Origin of the sequence: Psychrobacter sp. PL19 (assembly GCF_017875835.1) — a bacterium.
In the GTDB taxonomy this organism is placed as follows: Bacteria; Pseudomonadota; Gammaproteobacteria; order Pseudomonadales; family Moraxellaceae; genus Psychrobacter.
On sequence record NZ_JAGING010000001.1, the window covers coordinates 1723267 to 1739230 of the forward strand.

General features: G+C 44.0%; 14 protein-coding genes and 1 pseudogene. 12 read left to right on the plus strand and 3 right to left on the minus strand.

The features are described 5' to 3' along the window. Positions 1-2 precede the first annotated feature (2 nt). The 3 genes from H4W00_RS07030 to H4W00_RS07040 are packed head-to-tail and all read left to right on the plus strand — an operon-like array spanning position 3 to position 3045. Positions 3-944: a phytoene/squalene synthase family protein gene (locus H4W00_RS07030; RefSeq protein ID WP_209956864.1), complete on the plus strand. Its 942-nt coding sequence runs from the start codon at positions 3-5 to the stop codon at positions 942-944. Next, positions 941-2143 carry a lycopene cyclase family protein gene (locus H4W00_RS07035; protein WP_209956865.1) on the plus strand — a complete coding sequence of 401 codons (1203 nt, stop codon included), beginning with the start codon at positions 941-943 and terminating at the stop codon, positions 2141-2143. The genes H4W00_RS07030 and H4W00_RS07035 overlap by 4 nt, the downstream gene beginning before the upstream one ends. Positions 2144-2145: 2 nt before the next feature. Next, on the plus strand, positions 2146-3045 hold the full coding sequence (locus H4W00_RS07040; RefSeq protein ID WP_209956866.1) for a Brp/Blh family beta-carotene 15,15'-dioxygenase: 900 nt from the start codon (positions 2146-2148) through the stop codon (positions 3043-3045). Here H4W00_RS07040 and idi read toward each other — a convergent pair. Further along, positions 3034-3597, minus strand: coding sequence for an isopentenyl-diphosphate Delta-isomerase (idi, locus tag H4W00_RS07045; RefSeq protein WP_209956867.1), 564 nt, complete (start codon positions 3595-3597; stop codon positions 3034-3036). The two genes, H4W00_RS07040 and idi, sit on opposite strands and share 12 nt — an antisense overlap. 181 nt (positions 3598-3778) lie before the next feature. Continuing rightward, a complete protein-coding gene (locus tag H4W00_RS07050) occupies positions 3779-3955 on the minus strand; it encodes a hypothetical protein (protein ID WP_209956868.1) in 177 nt (58 codons plus the stop codon). A gap of 366 nt (positions 3956-4321) precedes the next feature. Here H4W00_RS07050 and H4W00_RS12725 point away from each other — a divergent pair, with 366 nt between their 5' ends. The 5 genes and pseudogenes from H4W00_RS12725 to H4W00_RS12730 form a co-directional block, all read left to right on the plus strand. After that, on the plus strand, positions 4322-4492 hold the full coding sequence (locus H4W00_RS12725) for an IS1/IS1595 family N-terminal zinc-binding domain-containing protein (protein WP_442966462.1): 171 nt from the start codon (positions 4322-4324) through the stop codon (positions 4490-4492). 509 nt (positions 4493-5001) lie between these two features. Next, positions 5002-5346, plus strand: a complete 345-nt coding sequence (locus tag H4W00_RS07060) for a DMT family transporter (RefSeq protein ID WP_209956869.1) — start codon at positions 5002-5004, stop codon at positions 5344-5346. 3 nt (positions 5347-5349) lie between these two features. Then, positions 5350-5916 carry a TetR/AcrR family transcriptional regulator gene (locus H4W00_RS07065; RefSeq protein ID WP_209956870.1) on the plus strand — a complete coding sequence of 189 codons (567 nt, stop codon included), beginning with the start codon at positions 5350-5352 and terminating at the stop codon, positions 5914-5916. 137 nt (positions 5917-6053) lie between these two features. Next, positions 6054-7538 carry a betaine-aldehyde dehydrogenase gene (gene betB, locus H4W00_RS07070; protein WP_442966463.1) on the plus strand — a complete coding sequence of 495 codons (1485 nt, stop codon included), beginning with the start codon at positions 6054-6056 and terminating at the stop codon, positions 7536-7538. 77 nt (positions 7539-7615) lie between these two features. After that, positions 7616-8005, plus strand: a pseudogene (locus H4W00_RS12730) (GMC family oxidoreductase N-terminal domain-containing protein); the annotation flags it as partial. A gap of 851 nt (positions 8006-8856) precedes the next feature. Here H4W00_RS12730 and H4W00_RS07085 read toward each other — a convergent pair. Further along, positions 8857-9591, minus strand: a complete 735-nt coding sequence (locus tag H4W00_RS07085; RefSeq protein WP_209956871.1) for a TetR/AcrR family transcriptional regulator — start codon at positions 9589-9591, stop codon at positions 8857-8859. A 307-nt stretch (positions 9592-9898) separates the two neighbouring features. On the opposite strand from H4W00_RS07085, the gene H4W00_RS07090 reads away from it, so the two are divergent. From H4W00_RS07090 to H4W00_RS07105, 4 genes are all read left to right on the plus strand, one after another. After that, on the plus strand, positions 9899-11050 hold the full coding sequence (locus H4W00_RS07090; protein WP_209956872.1) for an acyl-CoA dehydrogenase family protein: 1152 nt from the start codon (positions 9899-9901) through the stop codon (positions 11048-11050). 136 nt (positions 11051-11186) lie between these two features. Further along, positions 11187-12395 (plus strand): acetyl-CoA C-acetyltransferase, encoded by a 1209-nt coding sequence (locus H4W00_RS07095; RefSeq protein ID WP_209956873.1) that lies wholly within the window; start codon positions 11187-11189, stop codon positions 12393-12395. A 272-nt stretch (positions 12396-12667) separates the two neighbouring features. After that, positions 12668-14845: a 3-hydroxyacyl-CoA dehydrogenase NAD-binding domain-containing protein gene (locus H4W00_RS07100; RefSeq protein ID WP_209959031.1), complete on the plus strand. Its 2178-nt coding sequence runs from the start codon at positions 12668-12670 to the stop codon at positions 14843-14845. Then, the gene (locus tag H4W00_RS07105) at positions 14838-15941 is read left to right on the plus strand and encodes a CaiB/BaiF CoA transferase family protein (protein ID WP_334684903.1); all 1104 of its coding nucleotides are present in this window, start codon (positions 14838-14840) and stop codon (positions 15939-15941) included. The genes H4W00_RS07100 and H4W00_RS07105 overlap by 8 nt, the downstream gene beginning before the upstream one ends. Positions 15942-15964: the final 23 nt, after the last annotated feature.

Sequence of the window (15964 nt, forward strand, 5' to 3'; positions counted from 1 at the left end):
TTATGCAAGACGATCCAACCGCGTTATTAAAAAAACATGGTAAATCGTTCAACTTTGCACGCCTGTTTCTAGGAACGGATACAGGCATGGCAGCGGCACGCTTATATGGTTTTTGTCGAATAGTAGATGACATTGCAGATGAGAGCCCCGATAAAGACCAAGCCAAGAAGCAACTTGAAGAGTTACACCATGCCATTCTCCAAAATAAAACCGAACATCCTCTGATTGGCGATTTTTTGCAGCTATGCGAAGAATATAATATTGACAGAAACAATGGCATTACGCTCATTCAAGGCGTGAGTGAAGACTTGTATCAACAAGCCTTGGAAACAGAACAAGAAATCGTAAACTATGCGTACAAAGTTGCCGGTGTCGTCGGCTTAATGATGGCACCTATCTTGGGTGCTAAAGAAGAAGGCTATCAGTTTGCTGTTGACTTGGGTATTGGTATGCAGTTAACGAATATCGCCAGAGACGTTATGGAAGACGCTAATATGGGGCGTCGTTATATTCCAGGAGAATGGATAAATGCGCTATCAGCTGAGCAAATTGCTCTTGCACGGCTTGACGATCGTCAAAAAATACAGCATGCCATAGTAAAATTACTGAGCCTCGCTGAAGAGTATTATCAAAGCGGATTAGCAGGACTTTATTACCTACCTAATGGCAACAAACGAGCCATTGCGGTGGCAGCCTATGTATACAGACAAATAGGCCGAAAATTGCTAAAACAAGATTGTGAATACTGGCAAGGAAGAGTGTACATATCGCCCTTGCACAAAATAATATTGGCCGTACAAGCGCTATGGCACTTACGTATCAACAAATTTGCCGAAAAAGCAGTTAAGCATCGCAGCGAACTGCATACCCATCTCATAGAGTCACAGTCCGCTAGCCATAATTATTTGCATGAAAATATCCAGGCAAAGGAAAAAACTTTGTGAACACCATAAAGGCTAAGCAAGCTGCTATTGATGTGGTAATCATTGGTGCTGGTGCAGCTGGCTTATCCCTGTTATTGGCTCTCGATGAACACAACTATACCGGCACGGTTAAAGTGTTAGAACGGCGAAGCGGCCCTCAGAACGACCGTATTTGGAGCTTTTGGCATAGTAATGCTGTGCCAAGTTATATTGAAAGCATTGTTTCTCATAAATGGTCAACTTGGAGTCTAATGACACAGCAAGGCCACTATTTGATGGGTCATTCTTTTTATCAGTATTGTTCAGTAAGGTCAGAGCATCTCAGCGCGCTTGCTGTTGAAAGAACAAGTGCGCAGGCGAATATCGATGTACTCTTTAATTGTGATGTAGCCTCTATTAAAGCCGAGGATGACGGGTTTATCATCACCACCTCAAGCGAAACCTTGATGGCCAAGCAGATTATTGACACTCGACCCCCAGCATTAAACAGCAATCACAAAGGACTACTGCAGTGTTTTTATGGTGAGGAAATCATGCTCGACGCAGCGATATTTGAACCATCCACCGTTAAATTAATGGATCAATTATGCCGCTCAGCGCTAGGTATTGAGTTTGTCTATATATTACCCTTCAGCGTCAACCATGCACTGGTAGAGTTCACTTGCTTTAGTATCGATATTATCGATAAAGAAACACTTAAAAAACGCTTCGCTCAAATAATCAAAAATATAGTCAAACAGCATGATTATAAAGTAGTGCGAACCGAACATGCGGTGTTACCAATGTATTTAATTAATCAAAATAGGCACGAGCCTCATAGCGATCTTATTTATGGCGGCATTGCAGGAGGTGCCATGCGAACGGCCACAGGATATAGCTTTCTCAGCTCCCAGCGATGGGCAAAAAAATGCGCCAGTGCATTAACACAGCGAACCAAACTAAACGCTGCAGCCCTTGCTCCTATCAATAGCCTATACCAGAAAATGGATGTCATTATGCTGAGAGTACTACGCACTGACATGAAGACAGGTGTGACTATTTTTGAACGCATGTTTGAGCGAGTAAAAGCAGAGCGATTCGCGCGTTTTATGACCGAGCAGGCAACCTTACTTGATATCTTAAGCGTGATTTGGGCAATGCCAAAATGGGCGTTTTTGTGCGCCGCTTTTGGCTCTTTTTTTACCCGCACAGCGTCATCCAATAAAAAACGTGAGCGCTAGTAGTGACAAAATTACGTTATACCCAAATTTATCTATATGTGTTTTTGTGCGCAATATTAATCACCTTACTAAATCCAGACATACCACAAAGCTATCTGATTATTGCTTTAGCGCTGGCTGTGACTGTATTGGGCTTACCTCATGGCGCGCTCGACTTTGCTGTTGCTAAATCACTACGACTGGTTGACTCGCTCAATGCTGCTTTGTATTTTATTACTGCCTATGTCGCTGTTTCCGCTCTCGCAATTATCTTTTGGATAGCCTTTCCTGCTTTGGGTCTTGCCTTGTTTCTAGCCGTGTCTATTTATCATTTTTCTGCTGATTGGCGAAATACTATGCCTAGTTATGCTGGCATAGGACTGGCGGCTGTGATTATTTGTGGCCCCGCTATTTTCTATTCAGCAACATTATTGACCTTATTCACCTCGTTGCTGCTCAGTCCTGAAAGCGCCAAATGGATTATTCAAAGCATGCAGTTAGTCTTTGGTGTCGGAATCGTGATGTTCTTACACTTTGTCGTTAGTGCGGCACAAAATAAACGGCGAGACAAAAAGCAAGATAAACAGACTATTGGCAAATGGACTTATGCCGAATGGATAGCCTTGGTAGTAAGCAGCTTGATTTTGAGCCCTTTACTGCATTTTGCGCTTTACTTTTGCTTGTTGCATTCGCCCAAACACTTGCATGATGCGAGCGAAAATCTGAACATAAGCGTGCGCAAAGCGATCATCATTAGCTTGCCTTTCGTCCTGCTCACGCTAATACTGGCGATAGTCTTATTCAAATTAGTTGGTACGAGTGAGCTCAACGTTACTTTACTAAGATGGGTATTCATCGGTCTTTTTGGACTGACCATGTCGCATATGTTACTGATTACTCTGTGGCATCGTTCACAGCGATGATGACAGGCTTAGCTGATTTTTCTTTATGAAGTCAAAAACCATTGGAAACCAAGCCACAAACGCAGTTGGTTCGCAGTGAAGGAGTTTAACTAGATCACGCTCTTTCCACCATTTAACATCCATCACTTCATCAGGATTTTGCTGCCATTCGATGTCATCTACATTAGCGATTACAATATTGTCTAATTCATGTTCAATCATCTGGTTATCTAGCGGGTACTTATATTGAATCTGACCAATCGTAGAAAGATTCAATGCACTAGTAATACCCAACTCTTCAGCGACACGTCTTTGCGCTGCATCCTTAATGCCTTCGTTTGGCTGCGGATGAGAACAACAGGTGTTGGCCCATAAGCCGCCGCTGTGGTACTTGTGTAATGCTCGCTGTTGTAAGAGATACTCGGTATCTGCGCCTCGAGAACGTATGATCATCAAGGAAAAAGCAAGATGAAGTTCACCACGCAAGTGCGTTTCTATTTTTTCTGCATAGCCGGTTATTTCGCCTTTGGTGTTGACGAGTGTAAGGAGGTCGATGCCTTCAGTCTTATTCATTATATTAAAATACCTCAAACTACAGACAAGATTACCTAGAGTATCAGTATTTGCCTGTATTAACGAGACTAAAAATATGGTTCACTGCTTGGTTGTAAGCCTGCTGCTGATATTCCTCCCGAATGGCTGTGCAAAAGCTCTCCATGAGCATCAAAGAACAGCCTATTTGCGCTAAAAAAAACTACTCACGCTTGTCGCTTAGGCGGATATACAGGATAGTCAGAGTAAGAATAATAGTAACAGGCACTAATGCCATGAGCGGAGAACCCGATAAAGCGGTCTCGCCAGCCACATAGACCAGCGCCGCAACCGCCGCAAATGCGCCTAACATGGTGAGTAGTTTGATTAATTTTTTCATGAGCGATGTACCTTAATTTAACGAGTTAAACGGCTATTTTAATTTCTGATTTTCAACGCTAGTAAGTAAACCATTAGGTTTGGCAAATTTTTTTATTTGACGATTAAAGGCTGGAATTGCGTCACGAATTGCCCGTGTGACATTGCCTGTGTAGCACAGTCAAGAACCACTTCACTCAAATCCGCTAAAGTAACACTAGGCGTATAAGAAGGTTGAACGCCGCCGATTTCAGCACTGGATTTCCCCGCCAAAAAATCACCGATTAAATGAGCAGGTGAGTGATGTTTCAAAAGTATGCTAGGCAATTAGAAGAAGGGTGACAGCCGCAGCAAGATGTTATATTTGAGGTTATGAAGACACAAATAGATATCAACCAACTGCCCCGATTGCCACAATCCCAGTTTAAAGAAAAATGGTACAAAAAGCTATGGTCAGCAAAATTACCAATGCACAGACTGTAAACATCAGTTGATTGGCAACTATGCCATTACCTATCAGGGCTATCACTCTAAAATGAAGGCAATAACTGCCGTTTAAGACACCGATTAAGGCGAGCGGTTAGGCAGACCTGTGCTTTTTCTAACAAGCTAGACAATCACTTTAAAATATTCAGTATGGTATTGTTTTATATTAATTATGACTATGACTATGACTATGACTATGACTATGACTATGACTATGACTATATCTGATGTCAGCATATTGTTTGAAGCACCGTCAAATATTTTAGTCTTTCTTAAAACTGTGCATGTCTTCTAAGATAACCGTAAATCTCTCATAATGCTTACATATAACGAGCACAGTCCACCCAAAATATACGGCCACAGGTAAACACTCAGCCTGTAACTAACAATAATGATAAGAAGTGAATAGCGGGGCCTAAATGATAAAGGCACAAACTAGCCCTTCCAATTCTTCACAAAAGGCTATAAGATACCTTCCGTATGGTTTCTTTATAATAATCTATTAATACTGTTTTAGTTAATAGCGTCTTAAGTAGTAGCGCTGCGACTAACGTGAGCCCCTCAACGATAAGTACCTCAACTATGAGTCCTACCACTATTGCTTACTTTTATCTTGGCATGGCTATTATCTGTGAGGTGATCGGCACGACGTTTTTGGTCAAGTCAGAACAGTTCACTCGCTTAGGTCCGACCCTTATTATGGGTGTGCTGTATGTGCTGTCGTTCTACCTGCTAACGCACACGCTAAAAACGTTGCCGTTGGGTATTGCTTATGCCATGTGGGGAGGTCTGGGTATCGTTCTAACCTCTATTATTGGCATCATCGTATTTAAACAAAATCTGGATACTCCAGCGGTGGTCGGCATTGCTATGATCGTCGGTGGGGTGGTAGTGATGAACGTACTCTCTAATTCTGTCGGACATTGAACTATGGATAATGCACATAAACGCAAAAAGCAGCCGGAGCTGGTTCGCCGTGCTTTGCTTGACCAAGCAGCACGAATTACGTTGGAACAAGGGTTATCGCATATCACGTTTCAGGCGGTCGCTGATGCGGTAGGGGTGACCAAGGGTGGTGTGATGCATCACTTTGCGACCAAAGACGCGCTTATTCTTGCCGTATTCAATGATGCTATGGCAAAGTTTGAGTCAGAAGTAAATGACGCAATGGCCAAAGACCCAGTGAGTTATGGTTCTTTTACGCGCGCATATATAGATGCGACCATCAGCTTAGGCGAAAAAGGGCAGGATGAATTTAATCACCAAGCCACCTTATATGTGCTGATGCTAGGTGATAGCGAGCTTCGTGAGGCTTGGGCTGCTTGGTCTAATAAGCAATTACAGACGCATGAAGCAACGGATAATACCGAAACATTATGTATGGTGCGCTTGGTCGCTGATGGCATTTGGCTCTCTGATTTTTCGGATATTGTTATTTCTGATAAAAAGTCATTGCGTCACCGTTTAATACGAATGACTCAGAGTGAGCAGCAGTAAGATATAGCCCCATTAAAATATAGCCCCACTAAAAAACAACTTTATTAAAGAACGACAATTCATTAGGTGTAAAGGGCTTGCTATAGCCCTTTTTTTGCCGGTTGTCATAAGGAGCAATCATGACTGATTCAACTAATATGAAAAACACTATTGATTTTAACCAAACACAGACCGCTTACATTAATGGTAGCTACCTTGCGGTAGACCAGTCGACATCGACTTTCGATAGCATTAATCCTGTGACGGGTGAAGTATTAACGACTATTCAACAGACGACGACTAAGCAAATTGACCAAGCCGTGATAGCAGCGCAAAAAGGTCAGAAAGTCTGGGCAACAATGACTCCGGTTGAGCGTAGTCGCATCTTATTGCAAGCAGTGGCTCTATTACGCGAACGTAATGACGAGCTAGCGATGCTTGAGACTATGGATACTGGCAAGGCAATCTCTGAGACTAAATATGCCGACATCGTCACTGGTGCTGATGTCATTGAATACTATGCGGGGCTTGCACCAACTATTGAAGGCCGTCAAATTCCATTGCGAGATACCAGTTTCGTTTATACCCGTCAGGAGCCATTAGGCGTTATCGCGGGTATTGGCGCATGGAACTATCCGATTCAAATCGCCATGTGGAAAGCGGCTCCTGCGTTAGCGGCTGGTAATGCGATGATTTTTAAACCTTCTGAGATGACGCCTTTATCAGTCTTAAAACTGGCAGAAATCTTCACTGAAGCTGGCTTGCCGGATGGGGTCTTCAACGTGGTACAGGGTAATTATGAGGTTGGCGAAGCGCTTACCCAGCATCCTGACATCGCTAAAGTATCGTTTACTGGCGGCGTACCGACTGGCAAAAAAGTCATGTCTAGCGCGGCAACGTCGTCGCTTAAAGACGTCACGCTTGAGCTTGGTGGTAAGTCGCCGCTAATCATATTTGACGACGCTGACATTGATACTGCTGCTGATATCGCTATGATGGCAAACTTTTACAGCACTGGTCAAGTATGTACCAATGGTACGCGGGTGTTTGTTCCCAAGACTTTGCAAGCCAAATTTGAGCAGGCCGTTCTAGAGCGTGTCCAGCGTATCAAGTTAGGCGATCCGATGGATGAGAGCGTCACCATGGGGCCATTGGTAAGCTTTCCGCATATGGAAAGAGTGCTCGGCTATATTGAACAAGGTAAGGCGAGCGGTGCGCGCTTGCTATGTGGCGGCGAGCGAGTAACGGCAGGTTCACTTGCTGATGGCGCCTATGTTGCACCGACTGTTTTTAGTGATTGCACGGATGATATGAGTATCGTTCGCGAGGAAATATTTGGCCCGGTCATGTCGATATTGACTTATGAGACCGAAGAGGAAGTCATTCGCCGCGCCAATGATACCGTGTACGGTTTAGCCGCTGGGGTTGTGACTGCTGATTTGAAACGAGCCCATCGCGTGATTGCTCAAATCGAAGCCGGTATCTGCTGGTTAAATACTTGGGGTGAGTCGCCAGCACAAATGCCAGTCGGCGGCTACAAACATTCAGGTATTGGCCGCGAGAACGGCATGCAAACCCTTGAGCACTATACTCAAACCAAGTCTATTCAAGTAGAGCTAGGTGCATTTGAATCGGTATTTTGATGGCGAATCTTTAAGGTTTGTTTCCGCGATTATTTTTTAATGTCTGTTATCTAACTACTAAGATTGAAGAGGTTTTTATGTCATCAACCATACCTGAATATGACTATATCATTGTCGGTGCAGGGTCAGCAGGAAATGTATTGGCCGCGCGCTTGACTGAAGATGCCGATATCAAGGTGTTGCTGTTAGAAGCGGGCCGTCCAGATCATCGACTAGATTTTCGTACTCAAATGCCTGCTGCTCTGGCGATGCCGTTGCAAGGGACTATTTATAATTGGGGCTACAAAACTGATCCTGAGCCTTATATGAATGATCGGGTCATGGACTGTGGTCGCGGTAAAGGCCTTGGCGGCTCCTCTTTGATTAACGGGATGTGCTATATCCGTGGTAATGCGTTAGATTTTGACGACTGGGCCAAAATCGAAGGCTTAGAAGATTGGAGCTATGCAGATTGTCTGCCTTATTTTAATATGATAGCTCTATGGAAATCATTAAAAGAAGAGGGCAATAAGCGCAAAGCCAGTACCATAGGTACGGCTAATGTGCTTAACAGTGGCAAAAGTTGGAAAGCGCGTTTACAACGTATTGTTAGCTTCCCTGGACATACTCAAGTTGAGCATTTTTTACAGACTATCGTATTACCTGCTATGACTGACGTTGAGAACGAGCTAAAAGCAGGGGGATTGAACACCGTTTTAATCGTCCGTAATCCTGAGCATATTGGTCAAGATATAGATCAAGGTAAGGGCCAGGACAGCGTTCACATAGAAGGTCTAAAACTACAGGTCGGCCATAGCGAGCAAGATGACTTTATTTACGAAGTCAATTTGGTGAAAGCTGAGCGACCCAATTTCACGCTTAATACTTCCAGTAAGTTGGCTGAGTATTATTACCGAGCCGAGGTGTTCTTAAGTGATGGTTCGCAAGAATATGATCTGGTTGGCTACACTAAAGAGCAAGTGTTGGTCGATATTCTCAATCAGTATGAGCGTCATATGCAGTATCTACATCTAGAACGCTAGTCAGTCTTGAACGACAACTACAGCTAGCAAGTTGTTATTATTTAGTCGTTATAGTATGTGATGAACGTTGTATAACAAAAAACTCCAGCTCATGAGCTGGAGTTTTTTTTGTTTATTTTTTAAGGTTCATTTAGGATATTGGGCGGTATAACACCGGGCTTGTTCTCGTCGTTGCTGTTCAAAAGTCATAACTGCCAAACCCCTTTTTGGCTCACTAACTTCATTCACCAAACAGTAGTGATTACGATAGAACAGCTACTACATTAACCTTCTTATCTATCTTGATATATAATTTATCAAGCCGTTTGAGTCTGCTTCTCAGGCTTAGACATGCTACGCCACAGGATCTCAAATAGTGCGTCAAAGTCGGCAGTCATCGGTGTGCGGGTCTGACGAATAATATGCATAAGGCCGAGACGACTTATGAATCCCATAAACACATCAAACAGTATATATAGCGGTACGGTATCATTAAGTACCCCTCTATTCTGGCCATCTGCCAACACAGTCAAAAACGCATCTATCAGCTCTTTATTCTCATAGATAGCAATATTACGATAGCGTGATACCGACACTGCAGACAACACCATAACGGCATCGGGTTGCGTATCCACAAAGTCTAAGCAGACCCACAGGGTCTTGCGCAAGCGTTCTTGCACATTATCAATGCCCTGCAGATGATCTAACATTCGAGCTGCTAGCCGTCCCAATACTTGATCCATAATGGCATACAGTACTGTTTGCTTGTCACCAAAATACTTATAGAGTGTTTGTAGTGACACATTTGCAGTGTTGGCAATCTGGATCATGGTGACGTCGTGAGCATCGTAACCGGCAAATAACTGACGCACTGCTTTTTCTATTTTATCCAAAGTAGCAGGGCGCATAGCGGATAACGGCGTCAGAGTTTGGGTTTCGGTAGTGCTATTGATTTTGTTGTCTGTGCTTTTACTCTGATTGCTTATCTCATTGAGTCCATAATAATCTGGATCACTGCTGCCATTTTGAGGGGGTGGTGTGAGAGTGGTCATGGGCCATTATTCCTTTAAAGGGCTAGGGTTTATGCGATTTGACAGGTTATTTATTAATTTACTAAACATAAGTAAATAGTATAACGGTAATATATATTACTATAATAAATTATTTAGTTGCAGATTACGTTTTAATTTCCTACTATAGGACTCATAAAGATTAATAAATACAACGAATATAGCAAGTATAGCAAAGGGTAATTATAATTACCATTTTATATACACCAAGCTTTATATGTTTCGTTTAGTGCGTACTGCACAACTTTAATTTAACCGTTAGAACGTTAACCTCGTCAAGGATAGACACATGAGTATTGAACACTTTACCCCCAACTGGATGACCGAAGAACATCAAATGGTACACGATAGCGCCCTGAAAATGTTTAAATCATGGGATCCAAAAGACGAACAGTGGCGTGAAAATGGCCAGATTGATCGCGCTGCTTGGGAAGAAGCTGGCGCAAATGGCTTTTTGTGCGCCTCAATGCCAGAAGAGTACGGTGGCGGCGGTGGCGATTTTGGTCATGAAGCGGCGCTTATTTATGCTCAAGCTGAAGCCAACCAAGCCGGGTTTGGTGGTTTGGTTCATTCAGGGATCATCGCGCCTTATATTTTGAACCATGGTACTGAAGAGCAGAAAAAAGAATGGCTGCCTAAAATGGCCACTGGCGAGCGAATCGGTGCTATTGCTATGACTGAGCCTGGTACAGGGTCAGATCTACAAAATATCAAAACGTTCGCAGTAAAAGATGGCGACGACTATATTATCAATGGTTCAAAAACCTTTATTACCAATGGTCAGCATGCCAATCTTATTATTGTGGCTTGTAAAACCGATCGTGAAAAAGGGGCACAAGGTGTATCGCTTATTGTGGTCGAAACTGAGAATTCTCCAGGCTTCGAGCGCGGTAAAAAGCTAAAAAAACTCGGTTTGGCATCACAAGATACCTCTGAGTTATTCTTTAGTGATATGCGGGTACCACAAAAGAACTTGTTAGGTACTATGGAAGGTCTGGGATTCATGCAGCTTATGCAAGAGTTACCACGTGAGCGTCTGATTATTGCCTTGACTGGTGTGGGTGCTATGAAGTTGGGTATCGAGTTAACCCTTGATTATGTCAAGCAACGCGAAGCATTTGGTAAGCCAATCTGGAAATTCCAGAATACTCGCTTTAAGATGGCTGAGTGCTATGCAGACTATCTAGCATCACGCAGTATGTGTGACGCCGCTATTGATGCTCTGTTAGAGAACAAGCTTTCTGTACCGCATGCTTCATTGATCAAATACTGGGTCACAGAAAAACAGTGTGAAGTTTTAGATGAGTGTGTTCAGCTGTTTGGTGGCTATGGTTATATGTCGGAGTATCCAATTGCCCGTATATACGCTGATTCTCGAGTGCAAAAAATCTACGGTGGCACTAACGAAATCATGAAAGAGCTCGCGTCACGATTCATGTAATCGCTTATCTAACGGCCTTCTTTAAAACTGCAGCACCTGCTACTATTATTGATTACTTAATTGAGGAGACTTGTTCTCCTCAATACCTCATTATTTATTACCTCATTATTAATCAAAGATAAAAAAGGGATTTTTTATGACTCAGACAGCTTACATCTATGATTCGATTCGAACGCCTCGCGGTAAAGGAAAAAAAGAGGGTTCCCTTTATCAAGCGACACCAATCTGGTTGGTCCGTACCCTATTAAAAGAAATGCAACAGCGCCACAATCTTGATACCAGCTTGGTTGATGATGTGGTGCTGGGTTGTGTGACCCCAGTTGGCGAACAAGGCTCAGATATTGCTCGGGTTGCTGTGCTCGATGCGGGCTGGGATCAAAGCGTTGCCGGCGTAACCTTGTCACGATACTGCGCATCAGGCCTAGAGTCTATTAATTTGGCAGCCGCTAAAATCATGTCTGGTATGGAAGACATGGTAGTAGCCGGTGGCGTTGAGTCTATGAGCCGCATACCTATGGGTTCTGATGGCGGCGCTTGGTATATGGATCCGCGTGTCAATGACGCTACCGGTTTTGTACCACAAGGTGTTGGCGCTGATACTTCGGCGACTCTAGAAGGCTTTAGCCGTACGGACGTCGATGAGTTTGCCTCTGAGTCCCATCGCCGTGCTGCTGCTGCTTGGGACAAAGGCTATTACGACAAGTCGGTCGTTCCTGTCACTGACCTCAATGGCATGACTCTATTAGCCAAGGATGAGACCATCCGTCCTAATACCAACGTCGAAACCCTAGCCGGTCTTAATCCCTCGTTCGTCATGCCAGGTAAAATGGGCTTTGATAGCGTCATCTTAGATAAATACACTACGATTGAAAGCGTCAATCATGTCCATCATGCGGGTAACTCTTCAGGTATCGTTGATGGTGCAGCACTTTGCTTGGTGGGTAGTGCCGCTGCTGGTAAAAAAGCCGGTCTAAAACCACGGGCAAAAATAACCATGGGTGCCGTGATTGGTTCTGAACCTATGATTATGCTGACGGGTCCGATCCCTGCTTGTCAAAAAGTGCTCGACAAAGCGGGTATGAAAGCATCAGACATCGACCTTTGGGAAATCAACGAAGCCTTTGCTGCTGTACCACTTAAAACCGCCAGAGACTTTGGCGTATCACTTGATATCGTTAACGTAAACGGTGGTGCTATTGCCATGGGTCACCCACTTGGTGCGACTGGTGCTATGTTACTGACCACCGTACTCGACGAACTAGAACGCCGCGATCTTAAAACAGCGATGGTTACGTTGTGCGTTGGCGCCGGTATGGGCATTGCGACCATTATCGAACGAGTATAGTCTGCCCACGATAATACGGCTGTTTATTAGACCTTATTTGCTATATCTGCTTTATTAATTAGAGCGTAGCTTACTGCTGGTTTTTAAATATTCGTATTATTGTGCATTGATTGCATAAGACACTGTCAACTCAGCATTATTAATATAAGACACTGTTAATTTAGCACTATCAATTTAGCACTATCAATTTAGCACTATCAATTTAGATTGGAAGCCACAGAATATAAAAGGGATATAGGATGACTATCAACAACATAGATAGCACAGATAACATGGATAGCATGGATAGCATAAACGTCATTAATGTATTGGCAAACTTTTCAGCCGAGCGTGATGAGGATGGTATCGTCACAGTAATTATTGATCAAAGCGATCGTAAAATGAATGTAATTGGCGCCGGGTTCACTGAATCCTTTGCCACCCTGGCTGACAGCTTTGCCACTGATGAGTCTGCTAAAGGCTTGATCTTAACCTCAGCCAAAGAAACCTTTGTGGTTGGTGCAGATATTGATTCATTAGGACAAATCAAAACCGCTGAGCAGGCATTTGACTTAGTTGAAGATCTCAAAGGCAGTCTGCGCAAACTAGAGTTATCTGGTAAGCCGGTAGTCGCTGCTATGACTGGTACTGCATTGGGTGGTGGTCTTGAGATTGCCTTGGCTTGTCATTATCGTATTGCTATTGACTCGCCAAAGACCAAGCTCGGCCTGCCAGAAGTGAAGTTAGGCTTGCTACCAGGTGGCGGTGGTACTCAACGTCTACCACGCTTAGTCGGCATCCAAAAATCATTAGAGCTGATGACTCAGGGCACAGAGTTACGTCCTGGCGCTGCAAAAGACATCGGTTTAATTGATGACACTGCTACTGATCAAGCAGACATGCTACAAAAAGCCAAAGAATGGATCAAGGCCAATCCTAAAGCACAGCAACCATGGGATAAAAAAGGTTTTAGAATTCCTGGTGGCGACAGTATGAGTCCAAAAGTCGCGCAGATGTTTGCTATAGCACCCGCGATGGCCAATCAAAAGTCACACGGCAACTATCCTGCCATTACCCATATCATGTCTAGTGTGTTCGAAGGTTGTATCGTTGATATTGATACCGGCTTAAAAGTTGAGTCTCGTTATTTTGTAGCATGTGTGCTGTCTCCTGAAGCCAACAACATGATCAATACGCTTTGGACTCAGCTTAACAGTATCAAAAAAGGCCAGTCACGTCCTAACGGCTTTGAGAAATATAAGACTAAAAAGGTCGGTATTCTTGGCGCGGGTATGATGGGTGCTGGTATTGCTTATGTGACTGCCAAAGCAGGTATGGAAGTGGTATTACTGGATACTGAGATAGCCGGTGCTGAAAAAGGTAAAGACTACTCAACTAAAATTCTTGATAAAGCCATCAGCCGTGGCCGTTCAACGGTAGAGAAAAAACAAGCATTGCTGGATAAGATTAAACCTACTGTCTCTTATAGTGACTTAGAAGGTTGTGATTTAATCATTGAAGCGGTGTTTGAAAACCGTGAAATTAAAGCAAAATGTACGCAGCAATCTGAAGCGGTTATTGCTGAGTCAGCGGTCTATGCTTCAAATACGTCGACACTGCCAATCACTGGTTTAGCCACCGCCAGTAAGCGTCCAAATCAGTTCATTGGTCTGCACTTTTTCTCTCCGGTAGATAAGATGCCATTGGTTGAAATTATCATGGGTGAAGAGACTGATGATGAGACCTTGGCCAAAGCCTTTGACTATGTATTGCAAATTGGTAAGACCCCGATTGTGGTTAATGACAGTCGTGGTTTCTACACCTCACGTGTTTTCGCAACTTATGTGTCAGAAGGCATCACCATGCTGGGCGAGGGTGTCCATCCTCGCAGTATCGAAGTGGCAGGTATAAAAGCCGGTATGCCAATGGCACCATTAGCATTACAAGATGAAGTAACGCTAAGTCTAGTCCGTCATATTACTGAGCAAAATAACCGTGATATGGAAGCAGAAGGCAAGCCAGTAGTGGTTCATCCTTCTTACGAAGTGATTAAAACGGTTGGTGAAGAGCATGGTCGTGAAGGTAAGCGCTTCGGCAAAGGTTTTTATGATTACCCAGAAAATGGTGAAAAGCGCTTGTGGCCTGAACTTACTAATTTGTTCCCAGCCACTGCAGAGCAACCATCACAACAAGACCTAGTCGATCGCTTGATGTTCATTCAAGTTAACGAGTCAGCCAAGTGTTATGAAGAAGACGTCGTACGCTCTGTTGCAGATACCAACGTTGGTTCTATCTTTGGTTGGGGTTTTGCACCACAACATGGTGGTACCTTACAGTTCGTCAACGCGATGGGCGCAGACAAGTTCGTTGCCCGTAGCCGTGAACTTGCTAAGAAATATGGCGAACGCTTTGAGCCGGCAAAAATATTGGTAGAAATGGCTGAAAAAGGCGAGGAGTTTGTCGATGCCTAACAACATATCCTCAAATACGTCATCAGGTATTGCTCAAATGACTGATTGTCTCCAAGGGTTGCGAGTTATCGATTTGACTCGCAATCTACCAGGACCATTTGCGACTCGTTTGCTTGCAGATTTGGGGGCAGATATTATCAAAATCGAGCCTATGAACGGTGACCCTGCCCGAGCACTGGGCGGGCTATTTGAAGCCCTAAATCATGGCAAGACTATTGAAAAATACGATTTCCGTAATCCCGAAGGTATTGAGTCAATCAAAGCCCATCTCAAAGATGCGGACGTGATGTTAGATAGCTTTCGCCCTGGGGTATTGGAAGGCATGGGTTTAGATACCAAAACCCTTCACGCCATTAATCCAAAGCTGGTCATCGTATCCATCACTGGGTATGGCTTAGGGACTGGCGATGACGCTAAGCAGGAAATTAAGCATGAATGGGCTGATAAAGCGGGCCACGATATCAACTTTATGGCCATGAGTGGCGTTCTGGACCAGTTAAAGACCGCGGAGGGCGAACAGGCTATGCCTAACATCCAGTTTGCAGATTTAGCTGGGGGTAGCGATACCGCAGTAATTGCTTTATTAGCTGCCGTATTCGCCGCCGAGCGAACCGGCAAAGGTCGACATATCGCAGTCAGTATGACTCACAGCTTATACCAGCATATGGTCATGCCAAAAGCGACAGGCACCCTAGTCAAGAGCTTTTCAGGTCAGACCCCGCCACCACAGTACGACTTTTTAGGTGGGTTGCTGCCTTGTTACTGTCTATACAAGACGGCTGACGATCGCTATATGGCTGTGGGTTCTTTAGAGCTTAAGTTTTGGCAAGGATTGTGCGATGTATTAGCGCTGCCTGAGCTCAAAACAAAACACTGGCAACTTGGGATAATGCCTAATATGCCAGATAGTAAAGCTGCTGCCAAGACTGTCGCTGAGACCTTTGCCAGTCAGCCACTTGCGCATTGGCAACAGGCCTTTGAATCTGCAGACGTCTGTGTGACTCCGGTATTGACCTTGGAAGAAGCAAAAGCGCACCCGCTATTCGCCCATCAAGATCAACATCAAGCAACAGCGGGCTGGCAGTTATTTGAGTGAGACCATCAAATTTGCTGAATGAT

Excerpts from the sequence above, each read along its gene's own strand:
- H4W00_RS07030 (WP_209956864.1), top strand. The coding sequence starts at position 3 with ATGCAAGACGATCCAACCGCGTTATTAAAAAAACATGGTAAATCGTTC.
- idi (WP_209956867.1), bottom strand. The coding sequence starts at position 3,597 with ATGAATAAGACTGAAGGCATCGACCTCCTTACACTCGTCAACACCAAA.
- H4W00_RS07050 (WP_209956868.1), bottom strand. The coding sequence starts at position 3,955 with ATGAAAAAATTAATCAAACTACTCACCATGTTAGGCGCATTTGCGGCG.
- H4W00_RS07060 (WP_209956869.1), top strand. The coding sequence starts at position 5,002 with ATGAGTCCTACCACTATTGCTTACTTTTATCTTGGCATGGCTATTATC.
- H4W00_RS07065 (WP_209956870.1), top strand. The coding sequence starts at position 5,350 with ATGGATAATGCACATAAACGCAAAAAGCAGCCGGAGCTGGTTCGCCGT.
- betB (WP_442966463.1), top strand. The coding sequence starts at position 6,054 with ATGAAAAACACTATTGATTTTAACCAAACACAGACCGCTTACATTAAT.
- H4W00_RS07085 (WP_209956871.1), bottom strand. The coding sequence starts at position 9,591 with ATGACCACTCTCACACCACCCCCTCAAAATGGCAGCAGTGATCCAGAT.
- H4W00_RS07090 (WP_209956872.1), top strand. The coding sequence starts at position 9,899 with ATGAGTATTGAACACTTTACCCCCAACTGGATGACCGAAGAACATCAA.
- H4W00_RS07095 (WP_209956873.1), top strand. The coding sequence starts at position 11,187 with ATGACTCAGACAGCTTACATCTATGATTCGATTCGAACGCCTCGCGGT.
- H4W00_RS07100 (WP_209959031.1), top strand. The coding sequence starts at position 12,668 with ATGGATAGCATGGATAGCATAAACGTCATTAATGTATTGGCAAACTTT.
- H4W00_RS07105 (WP_334684903.1), top strand. The coding sequence starts at position 14,838 with ATGCCTAACAACATATCCTCAAATACGTCATCAGGTATTGCTCAAATG.